The 24,726-nt window shown below is 41.2% G+C and carries 18 protein-coding genes; 16 read left to right on the top strand and 2 right to left on the bottom strand.

Annotated features, from left to right (window positions below):
* Positions 1–129 precede the first annotated feature (129 nt).
* Positions 130–1,023: an ArsR/SmtB family transcription factor gene (locus tag JZO85_RS08790; protein ID WP_207108136.1), complete on the bottom strand. Its 894-nt coding sequence runs from the start codon at positions 1,021–1,023 to the stop codon at positions 130–132.
* A 222-nt stretch (positions 1,024–1,245) separates the two neighbouring features.
* Between JZO85_RS08790 and JZO85_RS08795 the strand changes: the two genes are divergently transcribed.
* From JZO85_RS08795 to JZO85_RS08815, 5 genes are all read left to right on the top strand, one after another.
* Positions 1,246–2,502: an oligosaccharide MFS transporter gene (locus JZO85_RS08795; protein WP_207108137.1), complete on the top strand. Its 1,257-nt coding sequence runs from the start codon at positions 1,246–1,248 to the stop codon at positions 2,500–2,502.
* A 13-nt stretch (positions 2,503–2,515) separates the two neighbouring features.
* Positions 2,516–3,487, top strand: a complete 972-nt coding sequence (locus JZO85_RS08800) for a glycoside hydrolase family 43 protein (RefSeq protein WP_207108138.1) — start codon at positions 2,516–2,518, stop codon at positions 3,485–3,487.
* A 257-nt stretch (positions 3,488–3,744) separates the two neighbouring features.
* Entirely contained in the window at positions 3,745–5,718 is a 1,974-nt protein-coding gene (locus JZO85_RS08805; protein ID WP_207108139.1) for a HelD family protein, read from the top strand.
* Positions 5,719–5,728: 10 nt separating this feature from the next.
* Positions 5,729–6,472, top strand: a complete 744-nt coding sequence (locus JZO85_RS08810; RefSeq protein WP_207108140.1) for a MerR family transcriptional regulator — start codon at positions 5,729–5,731, stop codon at positions 6,470–6,472.
* 191 nt (positions 6,473–6,663) lie between these two features.
* Positions 6,664–8,088: a glycoside hydrolase family 1 protein gene (locus tag JZO85_RS08815; protein WP_207108141.1), complete on the top strand. Its 1,425-nt coding sequence runs from the start codon at positions 6,664–6,666 to the stop codon at positions 8,086–8,088.
* A 119-nt stretch (positions 8,089–8,207) separates the two neighbouring features.
* Here JZO85_RS08815 and JZO85_RS08820 read toward each other — a convergent pair whose 3' ends face one another.
* Entirely contained in the window at positions 8,208–10,244 is a 2,037-nt protein-coding gene (locus JZO85_RS08820; protein ID WP_207108142.1) for an FAD-dependent oxidoreductase, read from the bottom strand.
* A 140-nt stretch (positions 10,245–10,384) separates the two neighbouring features.
* Between JZO85_RS08820 and JZO85_RS08825 the strand changes: the two genes are divergently transcribed.
* The 11 genes from JZO85_RS08825 to JZO85_RS08875 all read left to right on the top strand — a co-directional run bounded on the left by JZO85_RS08825 (position 10,385) and on the right by JZO85_RS08875 (position 24,669).
* The gene (locus JZO85_RS08825; protein ID WP_242550282.1) at positions 10,385–11,359 is read left to right on the top strand and encodes an AraC family transcriptional regulator; all 975 of its coding nucleotides are present in this window, start codon (positions 10,385–10,387) and stop codon (positions 11,357–11,359) included.
* A 130-nt stretch (positions 11,360–11,489) separates the two neighbouring features.
* Positions 11,490–11,891 carry a VOC family protein gene (locus tag JZO85_RS08830; protein WP_207108144.1) on the top strand — a complete coding sequence of 134 codons (402 nt, stop codon included), beginning with the start codon at positions 11,490–11,492 and terminating at the stop codon, positions 11,889–11,891.
* A 281-nt stretch (positions 11,892–12,172) separates the two neighbouring features.
* Positions 12,173–12,943 carry an HAD family hydrolase gene (locus JZO85_RS08835; protein ID WP_207108145.1) on the top strand — a complete coding sequence of 257 codons (771 nt, stop codon included), beginning with the start codon at positions 12,173–12,175 and terminating at the stop codon, positions 12,941–12,943.
* A gap of 93 nt (positions 12,944–13,036) precedes the next feature.
* Positions 13,037–14,284 carry an MFS transporter gene (locus JZO85_RS08840; protein ID WP_207108146.1) on the top strand — a complete coding sequence of 416 codons (1,248 nt, stop codon included), beginning with the start codon at positions 13,037–13,039 and terminating at the stop codon, positions 14,282–14,284.
* A 139-nt stretch (positions 14,285–14,423) separates the two neighbouring features.
* Positions 14,424–14,828 carry a pyridoxamine 5'-phosphate oxidase family protein gene (locus JZO85_RS08845; protein ID WP_207108147.1) on the top strand — a complete coding sequence of 135 codons (405 nt, stop codon included), beginning with the start codon at positions 14,424–14,426 and terminating at the stop codon, positions 14,826–14,828.
* Between the two features lie 201 nt (positions 14,829–15,029).
* Entirely contained in the window at positions 15,030–16,706 is a 1,677-nt protein-coding gene (kdpA, locus tag JZO85_RS08850; RefSeq protein WP_207108148.1) for a potassium-transporting ATPase subunit KdpA, read from the top strand.
* A gap of 15 nt (positions 16,707–16,721) precedes the next feature.
* Complete coding sequence (gene kdpB, locus JZO85_RS08855; RefSeq protein ID WP_207108149.1) at positions 16,722–18,752, top strand: potassium-transporting ATPase subunit KdpB; 2,031 nt, start codon at positions 16,722–16,724, stop codon at positions 18,750–18,752.
* A gap of 13 nt (positions 18,753–18,765) precedes the next feature.
* Positions 18,766–19,296, top strand: a complete 531-nt coding sequence (locus JZO85_RS08860) for a potassium-transporting ATPase subunit C (protein WP_207108150.1) — start codon at positions 18,766–18,768, stop codon at positions 19,294–19,296.
* 69 nt (positions 19,297–19,365) lie between these two features.
* Positions 19,366–21,933: a sensor histidine kinase gene (locus JZO85_RS08865; RefSeq protein ID WP_207108151.1), complete on the top strand. Its 2,568-nt coding sequence runs from the start codon at positions 19,366–19,368 to the stop codon at positions 21,931–21,933.
* A gap of 11 nt (positions 21,934–21,944) precedes the next feature.
* A complete protein-coding gene (locus tag JZO85_RS08870) occupies positions 21,945–22,634 on the top strand; it encodes a response regulator transcription factor (protein ID WP_207108152.1) in 690 nt (229 codons plus the stop codon).
* A 238-nt stretch (positions 22,635–22,872) separates the two neighbouring features.
* Positions 22,873–24,669 (top strand): heavy metal translocating P-type ATPase, encoded by a 1,797-nt coding sequence (locus tag JZO85_RS08875; RefSeq protein WP_207108317.1) that lies wholly within the window; start codon positions 22,873–22,875, stop codon positions 24,667–24,669.
* The last annotated feature ends 57 nt before the right edge of the window (positions 24,670–24,726 follow it).

A 24,726-nucleotide genomic window follows, 5' to 3' on the forward strand; every position in this document is an offset into this window, starting at 1 on the left:
AGAATGCACCCTCTGTTTTTCCAGAAGTGCACGGTGATTGATTAGGTTTACATAAAATAATTATTACAAAAAGATAGACCTGTCAACATCTTTGGCAGGTCCATCTTGCACTAATAGCTGAGCTCAATTCTAGCTGTAAAATAGTTTGAAATCAATATCCTGTTCATGATTACCAAATTTTTTCCCGTAGATTGTACAGCCGCCAACATTGGCAGCATCAGATTTGACTTCGATCCGCAAAGTCCAAAGCTGGGTGTCTGATGAATGAAAGTCACTGATTTTGGTGGCAGACAAGGGCTCACCCTCCATGTAAGTTCCATGGTCCATTATTCGAATCGTTTTAAGCAGTCCGTACTGATTCAAATTATCTGGATACCAGGAGGGATTATTTTTTCCGCGAGTATCAGAGAAATCTCCAGGTGAGGTCCATGTTCCCAAGTCCTTCCCATTTAGTGAAAAAGAGATATCGGATGGCCAGTTATTGTTTGAAAAAGGAAATTCGGAGGCGATCTCCATGGAGATTTCCAACATTTCCAGCTTTTGATCATCCTCTAATAAATTAGGAATTTGATATTCGATGTAGCCTTGGGTAAACCAGAGAATTTGAGCATTCATTCTTGAAGGATCCATAAAATATTTTGGATGGTCATTGATCCCAATGAAATCCTCTGAAGTAGCTAGACCACAGGGGGGAACAATCGAAAAATTTGTGTATTGACCAATCGGGATCGACGTATCAAGTGTATTGTAGGCCGTGTAGATTTTTTTTGGAAAATTTATCGTAATAGAATCGACCTTCAAGCTAGAAACTTTTGAGCGGCCCAGACGATCGGTAGTGATAAGACCGGCGTTTTCTAGTTTTTTTATGTGCATGGTCACGATTGCACTGCTGAGTCCAAGCTCCGAAGCGACTTCTTTTACACTCATCTTCTTTTTAGAGAGCAACTGAATAATAGTTAAACGAACCGAACTGGCTAGTGCTTCATAAACTGGAAGAGAATCTTGAGTAATATCTAGCTGCATAAAAAATCTCCTTTGAATTAACGATTACCTTAATTATACAATTTGAAAGCGAAAAATCAATGGGATAAAGTTAATAAAAACATTAATCAGGCAATGGATTTGTAATTTAGATTAATAATTTTATGTTTGACTTTAGATATTTATTGATCTATGATGGGAATGTAAAAGAAAAGCGCTTTCTATTTACTTGTTTGATTAATGTAAATGTTAAGGGAGATTATTATGGTAAACAATCAAAAAAAGCATTTTTGGAGTTTTGCTGGAAGTCACTTTGCGTATTTCTTCTCTTGGGCTGTTGTCTATGGCTATCTGACCTTATGGTTGGAGCAGGTCGCCGGATTAGGAGGAACAGCGGCTGGGCTGTTGTTTTCGGTTATGGCGGGAATCTCTTTGGCCTTTCAACCAATATTCGGGATTCTTTCTGACCGTTTGAAGTTCAAAAAGACATTATTAGCCGCTATTTCGCTCAGTGCGATCTTTATCGGACCATTTTTCCAATGGCTGATGCTGCCATTGTTGGAAATCAATTTATATCTAGGCATCTTAACGGCAGGATTGTATCTGAGCTTTGTTTTAAATGGCGGTGTTGGTGTCATTGAACAATACATCGAGCGTGCAAGCTGGGTCAACAATTTCGAATACGGGCATTCTCGCATGGGCGGTTCGCTGGCTGGAATCGTAGCGACGTTGATTGCCGGCAGACTGTTTGTTTGGAATCCGACAGCGATTTTTTGGGCCTGTTCTGTTGCTGGAACAATTTTGTCTATTTTAGTCATTTTCTTCGATAAAGTAGATGTGACTGAAGAGGATTTGACTCAGACAACAGAAGACTCGAAGCTAGACCGAAAAACGATTTTCTCGATCTTTAAATTGAAGAACTTTTGGGCCTTGGCCTTGTTTTATATTGGCGCAGCTGCTTTATATGATGTATTCGATCAACAATTTATTGTTTATTTCAAGAGCTTCTTTGAAAACGGAAATGACGGAACGATCATTTATAGCTACATGGCGTCCGCTCAAGTGGGATTAGAACTTTTACTTATGATACCAATGCCTTATATCATTAATAAAATCGGCGCTAAGCGAGGATTAATCATCTTTGGATTTATTACATTTTTACGTATTTTTGGTAGCGCTCTCTCACCGAGCTATCCATTCCTGATCTTTTTCCGTATTTTGGCAGGTTTGGAAATGCCGTTGCTGCTTGTTTCAATTATGAAGTATATTTCTCATACCTTTGACCGAAAATTATATGCAACAATCTATATGTTAGGCTCGAATTTTGCCAAACAAGTATCTGTCTTCGTTTTTTCAACAATCTCAGGAAGCTTATACGATGGCATTGGTTTTCACAAGACCTACTTATTATTAGCTGGTATCGTATTAGTCATTACGATAATCAGTATCTTTACTTTAGAAAATGATAAGAAAACTGAAAAGACAATCACAGCCGCAGAAGACGCGGTTGAAATCAGATAATGGAGGAAGTCACATGCAAAACACCTACAATAACCCGATCGTTTTAGAAAGAGCCGACCCTTGGGTCTATAAGCATCAGGATGGTTGGTATTACTTTATGGGCTCTGTTCCCGGCTATCAAACGTTGGAGCTGCGCAGAGCCAAATCACTGAATGAGCTCGGTTCAGCAGAAGCGGTAACGATCTGGCATGCTCACGAAACGGGGAACATGAGCCAGCTGATTTGGGCACCGGAAATCCACTATATCCAAGGAAAATGGTATATCTATTTTGCTGCAAGCGACCATTCTGACATTCGGGATCAGCACCATCATCATCGCATGTTTGTCATAGAAAATGAACAGGCGAATCCTTTTGAAGGGGAATGGGTCGAAAAAGGCCAGATCGTCACACAGTTTGAAAGCTTCAGTTTAGACGCAACAACCTTTGAGCATCAAGGCAAGCTTTATTATGTGTGGGCACAGCTGGACCCGCGTATACCCGGAAACTCAAATCTGTACATTTCTGAAATGGCGAATCCGTGGACATTAATAGGAAAACAAACCTTGTTGACGATTCCAGAGTATGATTGGGAGAAAATCGGCTTTTGGGTAAATGAAGGCCCCGCTGTGATCAAGCGAAATGGCAAAATTTTCATCACTTATTCGGGAAGCGCGACAGATGAAAATTATGCGATGGGCTTACTCTGGGCAGATGACACCAGTGATCTATTGGACGGCTTTTCGTGGCATAAGAGCCAAGAACCTGTATTTGTATCCTCCGAGCAGAACCAACAATATGGTCCTGGCCATAACTCATTTACTAGAAATGAGGCGGATACCGAGGATGTGTTGATTTTCCATGCGCGTCCTGAGAAGAACAAGGCAGGGGATCCATTGGATAATCCAAATCGTCATGCGAATGCTCAAGTATTTTCATGGGATGAAAAAGGCTTTCCGCAATTTGGCGAACCCGCTCCATACAAGGAAAAAGAATTAGTCAAATAAATCCGCAAGAAATTTCATTCTCAAGCTTATGACAGACCTGTTGACACTTCAGGTCTGTTTTATTGTCGTTTCTGAGGAAAATCAAACAGTGGTTATCATTTGAAGACTATCAATCATCCCGCTATACAATTCCAAATAAAACCTGTTATTGTCGAATAGGCACTTTATCGGCTGTTTTTTTATTTATAAACCCTCCACTATAACACCAACCCTGAATCGCTTTGTTAAGATAAGGACTGATGAAAGGGGAGGATTGTATGCATTCAATGACTGAGGAGAACTATTTAACAGAGGTTTCGGCGAAGCTCGAAGAAAAGATCGTAGAAGTAGAAGAAGCCCTACAGGCAAACGAGAAGAATTACAAAGAGCTGAAGCATTATACGATCGACTATAAAAATGAGCTGGACAAATATGAAGTCTACAATCATCATCAAAATTTGAATTATCTCGACAGTCGAAGTGTACTGGAAGCAAATGTATTGAAAAAGCTGAACTATCAGAAAGCGACACCGTACTTCAGCAAGATTGCTTTTCAATTTGACGAGGAGGACGAAACGGAAGATTTTTACATTGGCCGCTACGGCTTTGCGGATAAATATGGAGAACAATTAATCTATGATTGGCGGGCGCCGATTTCCTCAATGTACTATGATTTTTCTCTTGGGGATGCCTATTACGAATCGCATAATCAGAAATTCTTTGGACAGCTGCGCTTGAAGCGGCAATTTGAAATCAAAAATGGCAAAATCGAGCTTATCGTCGATACAAACGATGCTGTTAATGATGAATTGCTCATGAGAGAGCTGGGGAAAAGCACCTCCAATGAAATGAAGACGATCATCCATACGATTCAAAGGGAGCAAAATGCGGCGATCCGCGATACAAAGACGAAAAATTTAGTAATTCAAGGTGCCGCTGGATCAGGCAAAACCTCGATCGCTCTTCATCGCATGGCTTATCTGCTTTATCAGAAAAAAGAGGAATTGTCGTCTGCTGATATTTTGATCGTTTCACCTAATCAGGTATTTGCGGATTATATCTCAACCGTTTTACCTGAGCTGGGAGAAGATGATCTGCCGCAGGTGGATATTGTTCGTTTAGGAATGCTGTTTATTGAGGAAAACTATCAAGTAACTGATCGTCAGGATGAGCTAAAGGAAACTTTGGAAAACCCGGATTCGAAGCTGGCAGCAAATTACCGCTACAAACAATCTAAAGACTTTTTTACTAAGCTGAAGGATTATTTTGAAGAATTGAAAGCTCAATTATTCTCAACGGAAATCACCATCGCCGATCAGCGAATCTTTCCTGAAGAAGTCAAACGATTGGTCGATCAGCAGACGGATAAAAGCCTCTTCGAACTTATCCAAGAGGTTTCCGCACTTCTAAGCAAACGCGTTTCGGAGCCGAAGCGGGAAGTATTCTCAAAACAGCTTGAGCAGCAGTTCAAGAAAAACGTAAAAATAACTGGCAGCTTAGCAGATTATTATAAATTTCTCGCAGCGAACAGCTTGGAATTTGCGAAAGAGCGGAATACGATTCATTACTCTGATTTATTTCCCTATTTATTGTTCAAATCAATGATTGAAGGAATCAAGCCCAATAAACAGGTCAAGCATTTAGTGATCGATGAAATGCAGGATTATTCTGTCCTGCAGCTTTCAGTGATCGATCGACTATTTCCTTGCCAAAAGACGATCTGCGGAGACGTTCATCAATCATTGGTTTCGTCGGATACAGATTTTTTAACGGAGATCCAATCTGTACTGCCCAATGTACGACTGCTGAAATTTATGACGAGCTATCGATCCAGCTTTGAGATTATGACCTTTGCCAAACAATTTATTGACGACGCGCAGGAGATTCAACCTGTCGAGCGACATGGAAAAGCAGTCGAGATTCATTCGTACGAAAAAGAAGTTTTGAAGCAAAAAATCGCAGACTTCAAAGAAAGTGACCATAAATCTTGTGGTATAATTTGTCAAGATTGGCAGGCAGCGGCAAAAATCGAAGCAGCACTGCCCAATGAGCCCCTTGTTCGCTTCGAAAAGGAGACGAAAAAAATTGCGGAGGGAATCATTCTAACAACAACGCAATTTGCGAAGGGCTTGGAATTTGATCAGGTTATTTTGCCAGATATTCGTAGGAGTCAGCTAAGTGAGAAAAGCACCAGACTTTATACAAGCTGTTCCAGAGCACTGCACGAACTGACACTTTTAGTTAATGATTGAGGGAATGAAGATGAAAACATACAGCACTTCTGAGGTGGCAGCCCTCGTTGGTTTACATCCGAATACGATCCGTCGTTACGAGGAATGGGAGCTGATACCCATTCCTCCCAGAGCGAACAATGGGTATCGTGTTTTTACTGATTACCATGTTGAAACGATCAAAATTGCTCAGATCGCTTTTCAGATCGAGGTTTTACAATCCGGCCTGCGCATGATCATGGTGGATATGGTCAAGGCGGTTGCCCGCTATGATTTCACCGAGGCACAAGCTTTACTTGATCGTTATCTCCAGTTAGTAGATCAGGAGATTTCTAATGCCCATGAAGTAATCAAGGTAGTAGAAAATCTTCTCGCTGGCAGGTTGGAAGAAGAGGACCTCTTTCTGACTAGAAGCGAAACGGCTGAATACCTCGGTGTAACCTCGGAGGCTTTGCGCAACTGGGAACGCAACGGATTGCTTGCAATTAAAAGAAGTAAAAATAATTATCGTGTTTACGATGCAGAGGATATCAAACGTTTAAAGATCATTCGAACATTGCGATCAGCCAAATATTCACTGGCAGCCATTTTGCGCATGCTAAATGCGATCGATCAGGAAAAGCAGGATATCAAAACGTTATTGAATCCAACCGATCCGGATGACAGTATCCTCACAGCCTGCGACAATTTGATTGATTCGCTAGAAAAGGCGAAAGATAATGCGGGTGAATTGAAGCAACGAGTGAAGGAAATGCAGAACCGTTTTTTTAATTAGAAAAAGCGTTTGCATTTTTTGAAGGCGTAATGCTATAATTCTTGTAGAAATGAATACAAATGGATAGTGATTGCATTAAGCAAGCTAAACCTGTTGATAAATCGAGCGTGTGGAACGCTTTATTTGTTGACGGGTTTTTGTTGTTTTAAAAAGCGATCAACCCAAAATAATAAGAAACGAGGACGAAGTGAATGACATTTCCTAAAGATTTTTTGTGGGGCGGAGCAACAGCCGCCAATCAATGCGAAGGTGCCTGGGATATTGGCGGAAAGGGTGAAAGTATTCCAGACCATATGCGTGCTGGAGGTCTTCATAAGCATCGTGTGATGACACCAACGATCGAACCCGATGGCTACTACCCTAATCATGATGGGATTGATTTTTACCATCGCTACAAAGAAGATATCGCATTGTTTGCGGAGATGGGCTTTAAGGTGTTTCGCTTGAGTATCGCCTGGTCACGGATTTTTCCCAAAGGTGATGAGGCTGAACCAAATGAAGAGGGACTGGCTTTTTATGATCGAGTTTTTGACGAATACAAAAAATATGGCATTGAACCATTAGTGACGATCAGTCATTTCGAGCTGCCCTATGCGCTGGCAGAAAATTATGGCGGTTTTTTCGATCGTAAAACAATCGACTTTTTCGTAAACTATGCGACGACACTCTTCGAACGTTACAAAGATAAAGTGAAGTACTGGCTAACCTTTAATGAAATCAATTTTGGCACGCTGCCATTAGGCGGTCGAAACCTATTAGGTATCTTAGATGAAGAGGATAATGAGGAGCGTCGTTTTCAGGCTCTGCATCATATGTTCCTAGCTAGTGCAAAAGCAGTGAAAATCGGACACCAAATTAATCCGGATTTCCAAATCGGCTGTATGCTGGCTTATATGACGATGTATCCGTTGACCTGTAAACCAGAGGACGTGTTAGCCAGCCAAGAGCTGGTTAAAAAGTTGAACTGGTTCTGCGGTGACGTGCAAGTAAAAGGCAAATATCCTTATTACATGAAGAATTATTTTGCGAAGCATGGCATTCATTTGACGATTGAGGCTGGCGATGAGGAGATTTTGAAAGAAGGAACAGTTGATTACTATACCTTCTCTTACTATATGACGAGCTGCGTCACAGCAAATATTGATGAAAGCGGTGATCGTGTCGGCGGAAATCTATTTGGCGGTGTAAAAAATAATTATCTGGAAACGAGTGAATGGGGCTGGCAGATCGACCCGGTTGGCCTGCGTTTTACACTAAACGAATTATATGATCGCTACGAGATTCCATTAATGATCGTGGAAAACGGCTTAGGTGCCGTTGATAAGGTTGAGGCAGATGGGGCGATTCACGATGATTATCGAATCGACTATTTCCGTCGCCACATAGAAGAAATGGACAAAGCGATCGCTGATGGGGTGAATCTAATCGGATACACACCTTGGGGTTGTATTGATCTGGTTTCTGGCGGCACAGGAGAAATGTCGAAGCGCTACGGTTTTATTTATGTCGACAAAGATGACGAAGGAAACGGCAGCTTTGATCGTAGCCGCAAGGACAGTTTTTATTGGTATAAAAAAGTGATTGCGACCAATGGAGAAGAGCTAGCTTCTGAATAAGGAGTAGGATCAAATGAAAAGCCGAACGACACTTTTACTATTGAAAATAATTGTAAAAGTCCGTTCGGCTTTATTTTTGTAAAGTATTTTTAGCAATGACGTTAAATAGTTAAATAATGCTATACATTCATTGCTGCTTCATAGGCTGCCCAAATGGCGTCCATAACATTGGTTGGTTTCTTGGCATCACCGATCAGATGGACATTGTCAGCCTGGATTGCTTGATAAAGAGCATCATCGGATGTGTACCCAACAGATACAACGATATCGTCCGCTGGGATTTCATGTAGTTTTGGCATCCCCTGTACACCTAGAGCAAACATATGCTGGGCACGATTAGCGACGTTCGGATAATTTTTGACTGTCTCAGTCACATAAGCGACCCCATCTGCAAATTTATCGACCACTGAATTTTTCAACACGGTCACTTGATAATAATCTAGAAGCTCCATCATCATATTGTAGTTTGCCGCAGATAAGCCAAACGCATTCAGAATCGTTTCGCTGGCTTCCACGATCGTGACTTTTTTGCCTTTTTTCGCTAAGTCATAAGCAATTTCACAACCAGTCAGCCCACCGCCGACAATGACAACATTTTCACCTTCAACCTCTTTGTATCGCAGCGCCTCGATGGCATAGGACACATGGTTATCGTCAAATCCTGGTGTATCTAAGCGACGTTCGTTTGCTCCAGTGGCAACGAAGATTTCATCATAGCCCTTCGTCTGAGCCTCAGTCACTTCGCTGTTCATGTGGATGTTCACCTTTAGATCATTCATTTGCTTCTTATACCAAGCCAGCAGTTGTCGATCATCTTCTTTAAAATCGGGCGTAGCTGCCGCTACAAAGACGCCGCCCAACTGATCCGTTTTTTCAAATAAATCAACAGCGTGTCCGCGAATGGCTGCAACGCGAGCAGCTTCCATTCCGCCAATTCCGCCGCCAACGACTAAGATTTTTTTCTTTGTCTCAGCAGGAGTCAAGGCATAGCTCTTTTCACGACCGCAAGCCGGATTGACTGCACAAGAAATATCTTTGAATTGGAAAATCCGTCCTAAACATCCTTGATGACAATAAATACACGGACGCACATCATCTAAACGTCCTTCCGCAAATTTATTTGGCGCTTGAGGATCAGCCAACAGTGGACGACCCATACCCATAATATCCAGTTCTCCATTAGCAATTACTTGATCTGCGAGCGAAGGATCATCAAATCTTCCTGCGCAGGCGACCGGAATAGAGACGACTTCTTTCACCTTCATGACATCTTCTAAATTGCAGGCCTTTGGCATATACATAGGGGGATGCGCCCAGAACCAGGAATCGTAGCTGCCGTTATCGCAATTCAGCATATCATAGCCAAATTCTTCTAGTTTCTTCGCGACAACAAAGGATTCTTCGTAATCACGTCCCTTTTCTTCAAATGCTTCACCGGGAATGGCACCGCGGTTAAAGTCTTTAACATAGCTCTTCACGCTGTAGCGCATCGAAACTGGAAAGTCTTGTCCGCAGGCTTCTTTGATTCCTTCGACAATCTCTTTGATGATCCGTAAACGATTATCCAGTGAACCACCGTATTCATCCGTTCGACGGTTAAAGAAGGAGATTGCGAATTGATCCAGCAAGTAGCCTTCATGAACTGCGTGAATCTCAACGCCGTCCCCGCCCGCCTCTTGAACCAATTTAGCGCCCTTAGCAAAGTTCTCAATGTACTCTTTGATCTCTTCTTTTGACATGCCGCGATCTGTTTTGGTAGGGTCCCAAACATTTTGGATCGGAGCAGGGGCAGGACAAATACCGACTAATCCGTGATTTGCGCGACCAGTCAAAGCAGTCAATTGGACGAATACTTTTCCGCCGGCTTCGTGAACGCCATCCATCAAATACTTCATCTCTCTAACATAGCCCTCTGGATTATTTAAAATACAAAAGCCCATGTTTGATACAACGGGCATCAGACCAGTAATGATCAGCCCAGTACCGCCTTTTGCTCTTTCAATGTAGTAATCGGCACCTTCTTTTGTATAAGCGACAGTCTCGGTACTTAGTAAACGAGGCGAGAAGACACCCATCGGCATCATAGCGATCCGATTGGGAATTTCAACAGAACCAATTTGTAAAGGGGAAAACAAATGTTTAAATTTTGATGACATACAGCAAATCCTCCTTTGTTAAATGATGTTGTGAAAATATGATCAAATAGTATAATTAAAGTATAGAATATCTGATAAAGAAGACTATGATTTTAGCGCCCGAGGAATATAACTATTACGCGAGGGGAGCGGAAAAGCAGATGACAGAAAGAGGAACTCAATGTACTCAGTTTTCCAAATCGCAGGATTATTCAAATGGTTTGTCTCAGTTGAACTATCAATACACGATCAATAGTCCAAAAGAAACCCTGTCCGTCTCCAGAATCTATCAATTAGACCGCCTAGTATTAACACACAGTATTGTCGATCGTTCTCAAGGTGTTTTTACCCGATGTACCAAGGATCAAAAAGGTTATTTGGCTTTTCGTTTTATCAGAAATGGGTTTGAACGTCATTCAGATGGAAAAAACACGAGCATTCTAAAAGACTATACGATTGGTATCTTTGATCTGTGTGGAATAAGCCACTATCAACGCGAAAAAAGGACAGAAGGAATCAATCTATTCATTCAACAGGATTGTCAAACAGAGAAAATCTTAGCCGATTCAACCACCAGTAAAACGATTGACGCCCAAAGAGGGATGGGGCGGGAATTACTAGAGATGATCTTTCAAATCGCGGAACAATTTTCCTATTGCTCGGAAGAAGAGAATCGCTTACTATTGAAACATTTCTTGCAGATTTTTTGTGAATGGCTCTCCGAGACCGCGCCGTTTTTAGACAGTCAAAATTATAATGAGCTCTTGGTGAGTGCGACGGATTTTATGCGACAGAACCTCCAGGATGCTGATTTGACGATTGAGCAGACCGCGGAGCATTGTCAAACATCGATCCGCACTTTGCAAAAAGTCTTTCAAATTGCTGACTTGTCTTTTAGTCACTATTTGAATGATTTAAGATTGACTGCTGCTGCAATCCGCTTGTATCAAACCACTAGTCCGGTTACAGCCATTGCCTTTCACTGCGGCTATAATAATTCTTCGTATTTTAGTAAACGTTTCAAGGAAAAGTATCATCTATCACCGATCCGCTACCGCAAAAAAGTCCAGGCAATGGCGAAATCAAACGAAGCAGCAGAAAGAAAATGTCCGTTGCTAGAAAAATTCTTTCCATAATATAGAAGAGGCAGCAGCTGTGCGAAATGATTTCGCACAGCTGTTTTTCGTTACCTTTTATACAAGCGTTTTCTTTGATTTGAATTCAACATTCTTGCATAATGAAAGAAAATTTATAGGGGTGAGCAATATGTCAACGATGGTATTTGTCAATTATCCAGTGAAAGATGTGCAAGCTTCGACCGTTTTTTATGAAAAGCTAGGCTTTAAGAAGAATGAAGATTTCTCTAACGAGCGTTCCAGCTCAATGGTTTGGGATGATACATTTTGGATTATGCTGCTGGAATACGATTTTTATAACTTATTCCTGAAGAACAAAAAAATTGCAGACACGAAGAGTCAGAGCGGTACACTCACAGCGTTTTCTGTTGAGAGTGCGGATGCTGTCAGGAAAATAGCAGAGGCGGCAAAGGCGAATGGCGGCGATTATTTTTCTGTTGATATGGGAATACCAGAAGATCAGATGTTTAGCTTAGAAGTAACAGATTTAGATGGCAATCAGTTCGAGCCTGTTTGGATGCCCGTTTCTTAAATAGAAGCGGTTGATGTTCTATACATTAAGTAGTTGCCTCGCACTTTCAGAATATGGTATGATTTTTTCGAACTGGAAAATTGGAGCTAGGGTTCCACTCAAACGAGGATCGTGACCGAGGGCTTCATCTTTTACCATATGTAAAAGGCACCTATTGATATAAAAGATCCGAGGGGAAAGGTTCAGTGTATTTGTGATGCACTGACTTTCCTCTTTTTTTGCGTGTCTGCAGGTCGGTTTGTGCATCATTCAAATAAATCAATTTTTAATGGAGGGTATTTATGAAGAAGTTGGCTTTTTTTGATTTGGATGGAACGTTATGCTGCGGAGGAGGGCTGCAAGTAGAACCAGAAATGATCGCAGCTTTTAGTGAATTGAGAGCAAAGGGTATTCTGCCAGTAATCGCTACGGGTCGCAGCTATTACGAAGTGAAGGAACTGCTGAAACAGTTGTGTGTGGAGCACTTTATTTTGTCAAATGGTTGTTACGTTCGGTTAGCAGGAAAAACTCTTTTGGATGCTAAATTTTCACAAACAGAAATCGAAACGATTCTGCAAATCGCTGATCAATATCAAGTTTCTGCTGGTTATTTTAATCAAGAAGGCTTTGCCATAACAAATTATTCGGAGATAGTGGAGGAGCACGTGACGTATATGGGAATCAAAGAGGTGCCTGTAGAGGCTGATTTTTATCAAAATAATCCAGTCAATTTTATGAATCTTTACGTAAATGCAGCGTTGGAAAAAGAAGTGAACAAGGAATTAAGGATGGTGGCAGATACGGTTCGTTTTGCCCCTTTGGCAATCGATGTATTGCCTAAAAATGTTTCAAAAGGAGCTGCGATACAGATATTTTTGAACTCAATGGCAGGCATTCAGATGGAAACATATGCTTTTGGTGATCAGAACAATGATCTAAGTATGTTTCAATTAGTGGATCATGGAATCGCTATGCATCATGGGACCGAGGAATTAAAGGAACAAGCATCCTATATAGCTAAAACAGAGAATGGCGTACTGGAGGGATTAAAGCATTACGGTTTGATTTCTTAGAAGTATGAGGAAAGAATGAGACTTTAGACTGATGCTCTCATATTAAGAATTCGTTAAGATGAAACTATCAATTAATAGAGAGTTGGAAAGCGTGTGAAGGGAAATAAACGAAATATTACGTTTTTGATGTTGGGTCAATTTATTTCGGTGTTTGGTGGGGCTATCTTACGATTTGCTTTGTCGTTGTTTGTATTAGATGTGACAGGAAGAGCAGATATATTTGCGACAGTTTTAGCAATTTCGAGCATTCCTGTATTATTTGCTCCAATTGGCGGAGCCATCGCAGATCGGTTTAACCGAAAAAACTTGATGGTGCTGATGGATGTTGCGAATGCAATTATTGCTGGATTCCTCTTTTTTGTGATTGGAACCTCCCAATCGGTTCTAGCCATCGGTTTTTTACTGTTCATTTTGGCAATTGTGGGAAGCTTTGACACACCAGTTGTTGGGGCAAGTATTCCATTATTAGTAGAAGAAAAGGACCTGGAAAAAATCAATGGTCTATCTAATGGGATTTTGCAATTATCAAATGTCATTGCACCAATTATTGGAGGTATTTTTTATGGATTGGTCGGGGCGAATGTGCTAGTCGGCAGCAGTATTATCTTTTTCGCTGCAGCCGCATTAATCGAGAGCTTTTTGAAGATTCCATTTGAAAAACGGGAACAAACACCTGGAACTATCCTAGAAATCTTGACCGGGGATTTGAAGGATGGCTTCCATGAAGTGAAGAATAACCGTGTGATTTTTAAGACGATAATTATGGCAGCTGCTATCAATTTTGTACTGACTTCATTCTTCATTGTTGGTTTGCCAGTGATTCTGCGGATGACCTTGCAGGTAAATGATACGATGTATGGGGTCGGAATGGCCGTCTTCAGTTTGTCTAGTATTATCGGTGCGGTGTTTGCTGGACCACTAACAAAAAATTTGAAATTCAATAATTTTTATCGCGTGTTTATGTATTCAGGGATCGCTTTGCTGATCATGAACATAATGCTGAGTTTGACGGGAACAACAATCGGTTTTATGATTGTCATTCTTATGGAAATCGTGATCGGAATGATGCTCAGCGCCATTTCAGTTTATATGATCTCACTGATTCAGCGAATCACACCTAAAGAAAATCTAGGTAAAATCATGGCGACTGTGATCGCGGTTTGTCAATGTGCAGTTCCATTAGGACAATTACTAATGGGGTTATTATTCAAACAGAACAGCGCTTCGATCTTTATTCCCTTACTATTAATCAGCGGACTAGTATTAGTGATTTCCTTTATATGCTTCAAGTTGTTCAAAGAAACCAAAGATAGTGATATATACAAAACAGTAAATGAGTAATCAGCAAAGGCATCAGCTCTATAAAGCTGATGCTTTTTTTTCTACGATAAATAGCGTTGTTTTAGATGGAAAGTTAATGCTTGTCTTGTTTTTTCGTTTGATTTTTGAAATACTGAATAAAAAGCTAAAGGAGCAGCATATGTATTATGATAAAGAAATCACTAAATTGATTGAAAGTAGCGACCTTTGTTTTCTTGGTTCTGTAACAGAAGCGGGTTATCCAATGATTCGAGCGATGCTGAAGCCAATTAAGGTAGAAGAAAATCGGTTTTATTTGCATACAAATACATCGTCAAGAAAAGTACAACAATTTTTGGATAATGCTAAAGCCTGTCTCTATTTTTATGATCCGCTAACTTTCACCGGGGTAACATTGATGGGTGAGATGGAGGTAGTCTCAAAGGAGGCTGAGAAACAGGCTTTCTGGCGTGATGAGTATCAGATTTATTATGAAAAAGGCGGCGGATTACCAGATTTTACTGTACTAAAATTCACAGGAAAAACAGGGGAGTTTTATCGAAATTTTCAGACGACATCCTTTTAGATCAACAATTGTAGACCATATAAAGATAGTGTAAAGAAATGCGTGCAAGTTTCACACTATCTTTAGGTCTTTTTTTTTATGCTTACAAGGTAAAGGATAACGATGTGAAAGGAAGAGAAATGAAATGACGATTGTTTTAGGAATTATCGGACTCTTATTAATGATCTATCTTTTCTGGTTTTTATTTAAGGGGGAAGAGCTATGAGCAGTGTAATCTATCAAGGAATATTTTTCCTATTTATTTTGTTAATAATAGCATTGCCGCTAGGGTGGTATATTAAAGAAATTATGCAGGGAAGGATTCCTAAAGGCGTACGCTTTTTACAACCGGTGGAACATTTCTTTTACAAAGCAATCGGTCCAATCAGTAAAAAAGAAATGTCTGCGAAACGTTATGCTATGAATGTGGTGCTGTTAAGTATTTCTTCAATTATATTATTAGTCATTATTTTAATGACGCAGCACTTTTTACCAGGGGGAGCAGCAGTAGAGAATTTGTCATTGCCATTAGCACTAAACACGGCAGTCAGCTTCGTGACCAATACCAATTGGCAGGCATACGCTGGTGAAACAACGCTATCAAATGCGTCACAGATGTTTGGCCTAACAGTACAAAACTTTATTTCGGCAGGTGTCGGAATTTCTGTGTTAGCGGCCTTGCTGCGGGGACTTTCACAAGTAAAAAAGAAGGCCCTAGGAAACTTTTGGCAAGATTTGACACGTAGTCTAATTTATATATTGCTGCCGCTGTCACTAATTCTTGCTGTTTTATTAATTTCGCAGGGCACGGTTCAGTCATTTAAATCAGGAGTTGGCTATCAGGGCTTGGAAGGAAAAAGTCTGTGGCTCTATTTAGGACCTGTCGCTAGTCAGGTAGCAATCAAGCAGTTAGGAACAAATGGCGGCGGATTCTTTGGCGCCAACTCGGCTTATCCCTTTGAAAATCCGACGCTGCTTTCTAACTTTTTAGAGAATATCGCAATTCTGCTGATCCCAGCCGCTTTGATTTTTGCTTTTGGTTTTTGGGTCAAAGATTGGAAGCAGGGACGAACGATTATGATTGTTTCCTTATTTTTCCTTTTGATTGCTTTCATTGGAGTCGGCTTTAGTGAGTATTACGGCCCACAATTTTCGCAGGTTATCGGCGCAACGAATCTGGAAGGAAAAGAAATTCGGCTAGGTATCGGCTGGTCCAGTCTGTGGTCAGTAGCAACGACGGCGGCCTCTAATGGTTCTGTAAACGCAATGTTGGATAGCTTTACGCCGCTTGGCGGTGCGATTCCGCTATTTTTGATGCAGCTTGGTGAAATTATCTTCGGGGGAGTCGGCAACGGACTTTATGGGATGCTGGCCTTTTTATTGCTGGCCGTCTTTATCGCTGGTCTTTTAGTAGGACGAACACCCGAATACTTGGGGAAAAAAATTGAAGCCTATGATATCAAGATGGCTAGTCTCGTCATTTTAACCCCTTTGATGCTGACTCTATTTGGTGCGATGGCCTTGGTCTTGCATCCAGAGATAATGACGTGGCTGACAAATCGAGGCCCGCACGCATTTAGTGAATTGCTTTATGGCGCAACGTCATTAGCGAACAATAACGGAAGTGCCTTTGGCGGTTTACTAGCAGATACGACGTTCACAAATATTTTAGGAAGCTTATTAATGGCTGTTTCAAGATATTTACCGATCTTTGCAATTTTATTCTTAGCAGAAAATATGGGTGGTAAAAGAAGAGCAGCTTTAAGCTCTGGAACGCTATCGACGGTTAGTCCAACATTTGTTTCTATGTTGATTATTGTTATTTTGGTGATCGGGGCTTTAAGCTTCTTGCCATCATTGGCGCTTGGTCCGATTGCAGAATTCTTTACGATGAAATAGATGGAGTGAATGAAAATGAAGAAAATCTATCAATGGGCCGTGGGTCAATCATTTAAAAAATTGGATCCGCGCCAACAAATCAAAAATCCGGTCATGTTTGTGGTCTATCTTGGAGCGATCATCACGACGGTGTTATGTTTTTATCCAGTAAATGTTCCTATTTGGTTCAGCATTTCAGTAACGATTTTTCTTTGGCTGACGCTGCTCTTTGCTAATTTCGCTGAAGCTGTGGCAGAGGGACGGGGAAAAGCGCAGGCAGATAGTTTGAAGCAGGCAAAAAAGGAAGTAATGACCTATAAAATAAAAGGGCTAGAAGATATCAAAGAAGAGAATTTCATAGAATTGCGTTCCTCTGATTTGAAGCGCGGCGACTTGGTGTATGTACGTGCGGGAGAGCAAATTCCAGCGGATGGTGATGTAATTGATGGTGCAGCTTCGGTTGATGAAAGTGCTATTACCGGTGAATCCGCTCCAGTAATTCGTGAATCTGGAGGAGATCGCAGCGCAGTGACTGGCGGAACCACCGTTGTTTCCGATTACCTAGTGATACGCGTTACTTCGGAAAATGGGCAATCCTTCTTGGACAAGATGATCGCTATGGTAGAAGGAACTCAGCGAAAAAAGACACCGAATGAGATTGGATTGCAGATTTTCTTGATTACCCTGACTATTATTTTCTTGACTGTATCAATTACACTTGTTCCATTTACTGATTTTAGCAGTCAGCTGTCCGGGAAAGGGGAAGCCCTATCCATGATTATCGTGATTGCACTCTTAATTTGTCTGGCGCCAACCACAATCGGTGCCTTGATTTCTTCTATCGGTATCGCAGGAATGAGTCGCTTGACGAAAGAAAATGTCATCGCCATGAGTGGACGTGCGATCGAAGCGGCAGGGGACGTGGATGTTCTTTTACTAGACAAAACAGGAACCATTACATTGGGAAACCGTCGAGCAAGCGAGTTTTTGCCTGTTAATGGTGTCAGTGACGAACAGCTGGCCGATGCGGCACAACTGTCTTCTTTGGCAGACGAAACAGCAGAAGGCCGGAGTATCGTAATTTTGGCGAAGGAACGGTTCAATTTGCGAGAAAGAGAATTTCAGCAATCAGAGGTTAAATTTATCGATTTTAGTGCTAAAACTAGAATGAGCGGAATTGATTATCGCGGAGATGAAATCCGTAAAGGCGCAGCCGACACGATGAAAAAATACGTGAGATCCAAAGGAGAAGCCTATCCGCCTGAATGTGACGATATTGTTGCTAAAATTGCTCGCGCAGGCGGAACTCCTTTGGTGGTAGTAAAAAATGATCGTGTAATGGGTGTCGTTTATTTAAAAGATATCGTGAAAAATGGCGTAAAGGATAAATTTGCGGATATGCGTAAGATGGGTATCAAAACTATCATGATTACCGGAGACAATCCGTTAACGGCAGCAGCGATCGCAGCGGAAGCGGGTGTGGATGATTTTCTAGCTGAAGCCACCCCTGAAAATAAAATGGATTTGATTCGTGACTATCAAGAAAAAGGACATTTGGTCGCTATGACTGGTGACGGCACCAATGATGCGCCAGCGCTGGCTCAAGCGGATGTAGCAATGGCAATGAACACCGGAACTCAAGCCGCCAAAGAAGCAGGAAATATGATCGATTTGGATTCCAGTCCGACTAAGCTGCTGCAGGTCGTACAGATCGGTAAACAACTATTAATGACTCGCGGTGCTTTAACTACGTTTAGTATTGCAAATGATATTGCGAAATATTTCGCGGTAATACCGGTCTTGTTTTACAGTATTTATCCGCAATTAGATCGATTAAACATTATGGGATTAGGAAGTCCGTTGACTGCGATATTGTCGGCCGTGATTTATAATGCCGTAGTTATCATTGCCTTAATCCCCTTAGCGTTGAAAGGGGTGCAGTATCAAGAAAAACCGGCTAGTCAGATTTTACGACATAATCTACTGATCTATGGATTAGGCGGGATCATCGCACCGTTTATTTTTATCAAGGTGATTGATATGATCCTCTCATTGATTATTTTATAGAAGGAGCAGGACAATGAAAAAAAGTATTTTAGGAAGCTTACGATTTTTGATGTTGAGCTTGATCGTCTTTGGCGGACTGTACACTGTTGCAGTTACTGGTATTGGACAGCTTTTCTTTTCAGATCAGGCCAATGGAAGCCAAATTACCGTGAATAATCAAACCGTTGGGTCAAAATTGATTGGGCAGCCCTTTGAACAACCGAAATATTTTTCTGGACGCAGTGAGAAAGTCACCCAGCTATCCCCTGCTTCACCAGAACAAAAGAAGCTAGTTGAAAGTCGCCGAGCAGCTGAACTGGCAAAAAATCCGACCGAAAAGAATGTTCCAAATGACCTTGTAACAGCATCGGGCAGTGGCGTTGACCCGGATATTAGCCTATCTGCGGCAGAATTCCAGGTTGCTCGAATTGCCGAAGTGCGGGGACTATCTCAAGGATCAATTCGAAAAATTATTGCTGAACATCGTCAAAAGGATTGGTTTTCTGAGCGATACTATGTCAATGTTTTGCAGTTGAACCTAGCATTAGATAAACTAGAAGCATGATAGTCCATAATTCTCTAATCGTTTTTCGGTTAGAGAATTATTGTGCCTGCAAAGAAAGGAGGAACCTTGATGCAAACAGTAGAAGAGCCATGGGTGAAAAGGCATCGTGGGCGCCTGCGGGTGTTTTTTGGGTTTGCTGCGGGTGTTGGAAAAACTTACGGCATGCTGGCAGAAGCTCATGAATTATTACTGATGGGAAAAAATGTGGTGATCGGTTATATTGAACCGCATGATCGTCCAGATACCAATCGATTAGTGGAAGGATTACCCCAAATTCCTCCAAAAAAAATTCTCTATAAGCAAATGGTTTTGACCGAGCCGGATATTGATCAAATCATTCAACAAAAACCGGAAATCGTTTTGATTGATGAATTGGCTCATACCAATGCGGAAGGGTCTCGAAACCGTAAACGATACCAGGATGTCGATGAGCTGTTGAACGCTGGAATCGATGTTTTTACTACCGTCAATGTTCAACACATCGAAAGTTTAAACGACATCGTTGAAGAAGTTACCGGAATCGAGGTCAAGGAAACGATTCCGGATACTTTTCTGCAGCAGGCCACAATCAAGGTAATCGACGTAGAGCCGGATGAATTGATAGAGCGCCTAGAGCAAGGAAAAATCTATGCCAATGAAAATGCTAAACGTGCGTTGCAGCACTTCTTCATCCCGCAAAAGCTGGATCAACTTCGGGGACTTGCGATCCAACGTGCATCGGATCATATTAATCGGATCAGTGGGAAAACGTTAAGAATACAAAGCAAACTTCTGACAGTCGTGAATGATGCCTTCCCAAGAATGACAGAAAAGTGTATTCGCTGGACAGCTCGTTTGGCTCAAGGCCTAGGGGCGGAGTGGACAGTCATTCAGATTCGGACACAAGAGGATACACCTACTAATATTCCATTAGCAGATAAGCTAGGGGCAGAGGTAATAAGTATTGAAGAAGACGATAGCTTTGAGACGATTGTCGAGTTCGCCAAAATGACTGGTGTTACAGATATCATTATGGGGAAAAATCTGCGTCAACCATGGTATGAGAAGATCTTTACTGAAGCCTTCGATGATCGTTTATTAAAACGCTTGAATGATACCGAGCTGCATCTGATTCCTTTCAATGAAGAAAAGCAATCTTGGTTCTTTAAGACACGAACAGTCATTGAAGGGGGCGGAAAAGATCTGAGCATTGCGGTGGGAGGCGTATTTCTAGCGACCATTGTGACAGAATTGATGCAATACCTTCACGTTGGCGATCAAAATCTGATGCTGGTCTATATTTTTTTCATCCTACTAGTCGCTCGGACAACATCTGGCTATTTTTGGAGCGCTCTTTCTTCTATTTTAAGTGTGCTGTCTTTCAACTGGTTTTTTGTCGAGCCGCTATACTCACTGACAGTCTATAAACAGGGCTATCCGATTACTTTATTAATAATGTTTGTCGTCGCTTTGATGATCAGTAATTTGATGGTTCGTTTGAAAAAACAAGCAGACAGCTCAATGGAAAAAGAACATCAGATGGAAATCTTATATGAATTGAATAAGCAATATGTGTTAGCTGAAAGTCGAAAACAGATACTCGATATTTCTGCTACTTATTTATCCAGATTATTGGATCGAGAAGTAATTATTTTTGATCCCCGAGCAAAGGTCGAGAGCGTTCATTGTGTATCAAATAAGCAATCCGTTCTGGATAAAAAGGATGAGGCAGCTGTTGCTTTTTGGGCTGCGAAAAATCAAAAAGAAGCTGGTAACGGCACAGATACATTGATCGGCGCCAAAGGCTTTTATCTGCCGATCGTCGCAAGTGGAAAAACGTTGGCCGTATTAGGTATTGAAAGAAATGCGAACCTTGAGCTAGAAAATGATCAGCTAAACTATCTGAAGCTGGTATTGACCCAAATCGCTGTAATTTTAGAACAAACTGAATTGAAGGAGGAAAAAGAGCAGGTAGAATTGGAAAACGAGCGTGAAAAGGTCCGAAGCAACCTGTTGCGTGCAGTATCGCATGATTTAAGAACACCGTTAACGGTTATTTCTGGGATCGCCGAGACGTTAGGTATCGGGACGGATTTAAAAGAAGAAACCCGCCAAAAATTGTTAAAAGATATCCAGGAAGAGTCCCAATGGCTGATTCGAATGGTAGAAAATTTATTATCCATCACTCGAATCAATATGGATACGATGAAGGTTACAAAAACTGCTGAACCCGTAGAAGAGATTATCGAAGCTGTTTACAAGCACTTAAAGAAGGTTTATCCCGATGGGCAGGTTGAGATTCATCTTCCTGAAGAGGTCATATTTATTCAAGCAGATCCCATTTTGATCGAACAAGCGCTATTCAATCTCGTTGAAAATGCTTTTCGACACGGTGAAAAGAACCAACTGGTCAAATTGACCGTTTATCAAGAAAAGGAACAAACAGTCTTTGAAATTGAAAATCGCGGAGAGATACCACTGAAACAATTTCAAAAGATTCAGTCAAATTTAACCAGTACGAATGAAGTACCCGTTGATTCAAAAAATGGTTTGGGCATTGGGTTAAGTATTGTAAAAACGATTATTCATGCCCATAATGGCAAAATGGAAATGACCGTCGGTGAAGGCAAGACACTCGTTAGAATTTATTTGAAGTGAGGGGACATTGTATGAAGCAATCCATTTTATTGATTGAAGATGATCCGAATATTACAGATTTTATGGAAGTTGTCTTGGACCAAGAACGTTATCAATTGACGATCGCCAGTAATGGAATGGAGGCCTTGACCGCATTGCAGACCACATCGATTGATTTAGTGTTATTAGACTTAGGGCTGCCAGATATTGATGGCATTGATCTGTTGAAGATCCTTCGCAAACGAATGTATCTGCCTATTATCATTATTTCTGCGAGAAACAATGAAGAAGAGAAAGTGAAGGCTTTGGACTTAGGGGCGGATGACTATGTAACAAAACCGTTTGGTACAAATGAATTATTGGCACGTATTCGTACAGCTTTACGCCATCAAAATGTTCAAACGGAAGCACTAGCGGTTGTAGAAAATAAAGAGCTAAAAATTGATTTTGAGCGACAGCTAGTTTACAAAAAAGGTAAAGAAATTCATTTGACTAAAAATGAATACCGAATTTTAGCATTAATGTTTCATCAGTTAGGCAAGGTGGTCACTTATCAAGCCTTGATGACAGAGGTTTGGGGACCTTACAGTGAGGATTCTCAAACATTGCGAGTAAACATGTCTAATATTCGAAAAAAAATTGAGCAGGACACGTTGAAGCCTGAGTATCTGATTACCGAAATCGGAGTAGGTTATCGGCTGCGTGACCATCGTTCAGAATAATTTTTTTATGTCGACCACTCAGGTCGGCATTTTTTGTTCAAAAATAGTTAAGCATCACTAATTCTCCCAATTAAGGTTAGATTTGAAAAAGAACGAAAGCATTTAATTATAATTATTGTAAATTGAAACAAGAATATCTTTGTTGTTAATGATTATCTTTATCATTTAGATGTTTCTATTTTCAATTAGAACTACCACGTGCTAATCTAGTTTTGAAGATAAATGGAGGCGCATGATGATGAGTAATTCAAAGAAATTTTTATCCACGGTAGTAATAGGAATCATTGCATTGGTATTGGAGTTTGGTTTTCAACAGAATCAAGCAGCTTTTTGGTTAGTTGCAATTGTGGGTGGGATCATGACGATCTCTATGCTGATTGGAATGATCAAGACATTACGTTCAGGAAAATATGGGGTAGATATTTTGGCGATCACCGCGATCGTCGCTACTTTATTAGTTGGTGAATATTGGGCAAGTTTGATGGTTTTGATTATGTTGACTGGTGGAGACAGCTTGGAAGATTATGCCAGCCATCAAGCAAGCAGGGAGCTGCGTTCCCTCTTGGATAATTCACCGCGAATCGCTCATCGCATCGAAGGTGAAGAGATCAGTGATTTGGCGGTGGAAGAGGTCCAAGTTGGTGACATGATAATGGTAAAGCCTGGTGAATTAGTGCCCGTCGATGGGCGGGTAGTTATGGGCGAATCCTTTGTGGATGAGTCCTCATTAACAGGAGAATCTAAGCCAATTGAGAAAAAAGTCAGCGATGAGCTGATGTCTGGCTCCATTAACGGAGATGCGGCTTTGCGCTTCAAAGTGACAAAAGCCGCAAAGGATAGCCAGTATCAAACCTTAGTAAAGCTAGTTAAGGAATCAGAGGCGAAGCCAGCTCATTTTGTTCGTTTAGCCGATCGATATGCGGTTCCCTTCACAATTATTGCCTATTTAATTGGCGGCATCGCTTGGTTTGTCTCAAAGGATCCTGTTCGCTTCGCCGAAGTGCTGGTAGTGGCTTCTCCTTGTCCATTGATATTAGCAGCCCCTGTAGCACTAGTCGCTGGGATGAGCCGTTCAAGTCGAAATGGGATTGTTGTGAAAACAGGGACGACAATTGAAAAATTAGCGCGAGCAAAAAGTATCGCTTTTGATAAAACTGGCACATTGACAGAAGGAAAGCTTTCGGTGGAAGAAATTATGGTAGCTTCTAATGATTTTTCCAAAGAAGAACTGATGGTGTATGCAGCTAGTGGCGAACAAGAATCTAGTCATATTTTGGCTCGATCACTCGTCGCTTATGCGAAAGAAAAGGGCGACACTTTATATCCTGTATCAAAGCTGGAGGAGATTACAGGGCAAGGGATTCAGGCTGACGTAAACGGGAAAAAAATTCGTGTCGGAAAGGCTTCATTTGTTGGGTCAACAATCGAATTAAGCAATCAGCAAACAGCTGTTTATGTTTCTTTAGAGGATCAATATATTGGATATATTACTTTTACGGATATTGTTCGTAAAGAATCTGCTGATACAATCAAAGCATTGAACGAATTAGGCATAAATAAGACTATTATGTTAACGGGAGACCATAAATCCATTGCCAATCAAATTGCTAGTGAAGTAGGCATTTCAGAGGTCCATGCAGAATGCTTACCAGAAGAGAAAATCAATGTTTTAAAAGATTTGGATGAAACCGATCGGCCAGCTATCATGGTTGGTGATGGGGTAAATGATGCACCAGCTTTGGCGATTGCCGATATCGGTATCGCTATGGGGGCTCACGGGTCAACGGCTGCCAGTGAGAGCGCCGATGCAGTAATTCTGAAAGATGACTTAAGTCGAGTCTCAGAAGCTGTTCGTTTATCTCAAGACACCATGCGAATTGCTCGACAATCCGTATTGATCGGTATCGTGATATGTGTCGTTTTGATGCTGATTGCAAGTACTGGTGTAATTCCAGCTTTGCTGGGAGCTGCCCTGCAAGAAGTCATCGATACAGTTTCAATTTTGTCTGCTTTGAGAGCAAGAAAAGATCGCTAAACGCTTCTCAGAAGAATAGTTAAAAAAAGTGCCATGTTCAGTCTGATTGACTAAGCA

The organism is Candidatus Enterococcus murrayae (assembly GCF_017315985.1).
GTDB lineage: Bacteria > Bacillota > Bacilli > Lactobacillales > Enterococcaceae > Enterococcus_A > Enterococcus_A murrayae.

Bases quoted from the DNA above. Each gene is read 5' to 3' on its own strand.
- JZO85_RS08790 (WP_207108136.1), bottom strand. From the start codon at position 1,023: ATGCAGCTAGATATTACTCAAGATTCTCTTCCAGTTTATGAAGCACTA.
- JZO85_RS08795 (WP_207108137.1), top strand. From the start codon at position 1,246: ATGGTAAACAATCAAAAAAAGCATTTTTGGAGTTTTGCTGGAAGTCAC.
- JZO85_RS08800 (WP_207108138.1), top strand. From the start codon at position 2,516: ATGCAAAACACCTACAATAACCCGATCGTTTTAGAAAGAGCCGACCCT.
- JZO85_RS08805 (WP_207108139.1), top strand. From the start codon at position 3,745: ATGCATTCAATGACTGAGGAGAACTATTTAACAGAGGTTTCGGCGAAG.
- JZO85_RS08810 (WP_207108140.1), top strand. From the start codon at position 5,729: ATGAAAACATACAGCACTTCTGAGGTGGCAGCCCTCGTTGGTTTACAT.
- JZO85_RS08815 (WP_207108141.1), top strand. From the start codon at position 6,664: ATGACATTTCCTAAAGATTTTTTGTGGGGCGGAGCAACAGCCGCCAAT.
- JZO85_RS08820 (WP_207108142.1), bottom strand. From the start codon at position 10,244: ATGTCATCAAAATTTAAACATTTGTTTTCCCCTTTACAAATTGGTTCT.
- JZO85_RS08825 (WP_242550282.1), top strand. From the start codon at position 10,385: ATGACAGAAAGAGGAACTCAATGTACTCAGTTTTCCAAATCGCAGGAT.
- JZO85_RS08830 (WP_207108144.1), top strand. From the start codon at position 11,490: ATGTCAACGATGGTATTTGTCAATTATCCAGTGAAAGATGTGCAAGCT.
- JZO85_RS08835 (WP_207108145.1), top strand. From the start codon at position 12,173: ATGAAGAAGTTGGCTTTTTTTGATTTGGATGGAACGTTATGCTGCGGA.
- JZO85_RS08845 (WP_207108147.1), top strand. From the start codon at position 14,424: ATGTATTATGATAAAGAAATCACTAAATTGATTGAAAGTAGCGACCTT.
- kdpA (WP_207108148.1), top strand. From the start codon at position 15,030: ATGAGCAGTGTAATCTATCAAGGAATATTTTTCCTATTTATTTTGTTA.
- kdpB (WP_207108149.1), top strand. From the start codon at position 16,722: ATGAAGAAAATCTATCAATGGGCCGTGGGTCAATCATTTAAAAAATTG.
- JZO85_RS08860 (WP_207108150.1), top strand. From the start codon at position 18,766: ATGAAAAAAAGTATTTTAGGAAGCTTACGATTTTTGATGTTGAGCTTG.
- JZO85_RS08865 (WP_207108151.1), top strand. From the start codon at position 19,366: ATGCAAACAGTAGAAGAGCCATGGGTGAAAAGGCATCGTGGGCGCCTG.
- JZO85_RS08870 (WP_207108152.1), top strand. From the start codon at position 21,945: ATGAAGCAATCCATTTTATTGATTGAAGATGATCCGAATATTACAGAT.
- JZO85_RS08875 (WP_207108317.1), top strand. From the start codon at position 22,873: ATGAGTAATTCAAAGAAATTTTTATCCACGGTAGTAATAGGAATCATT.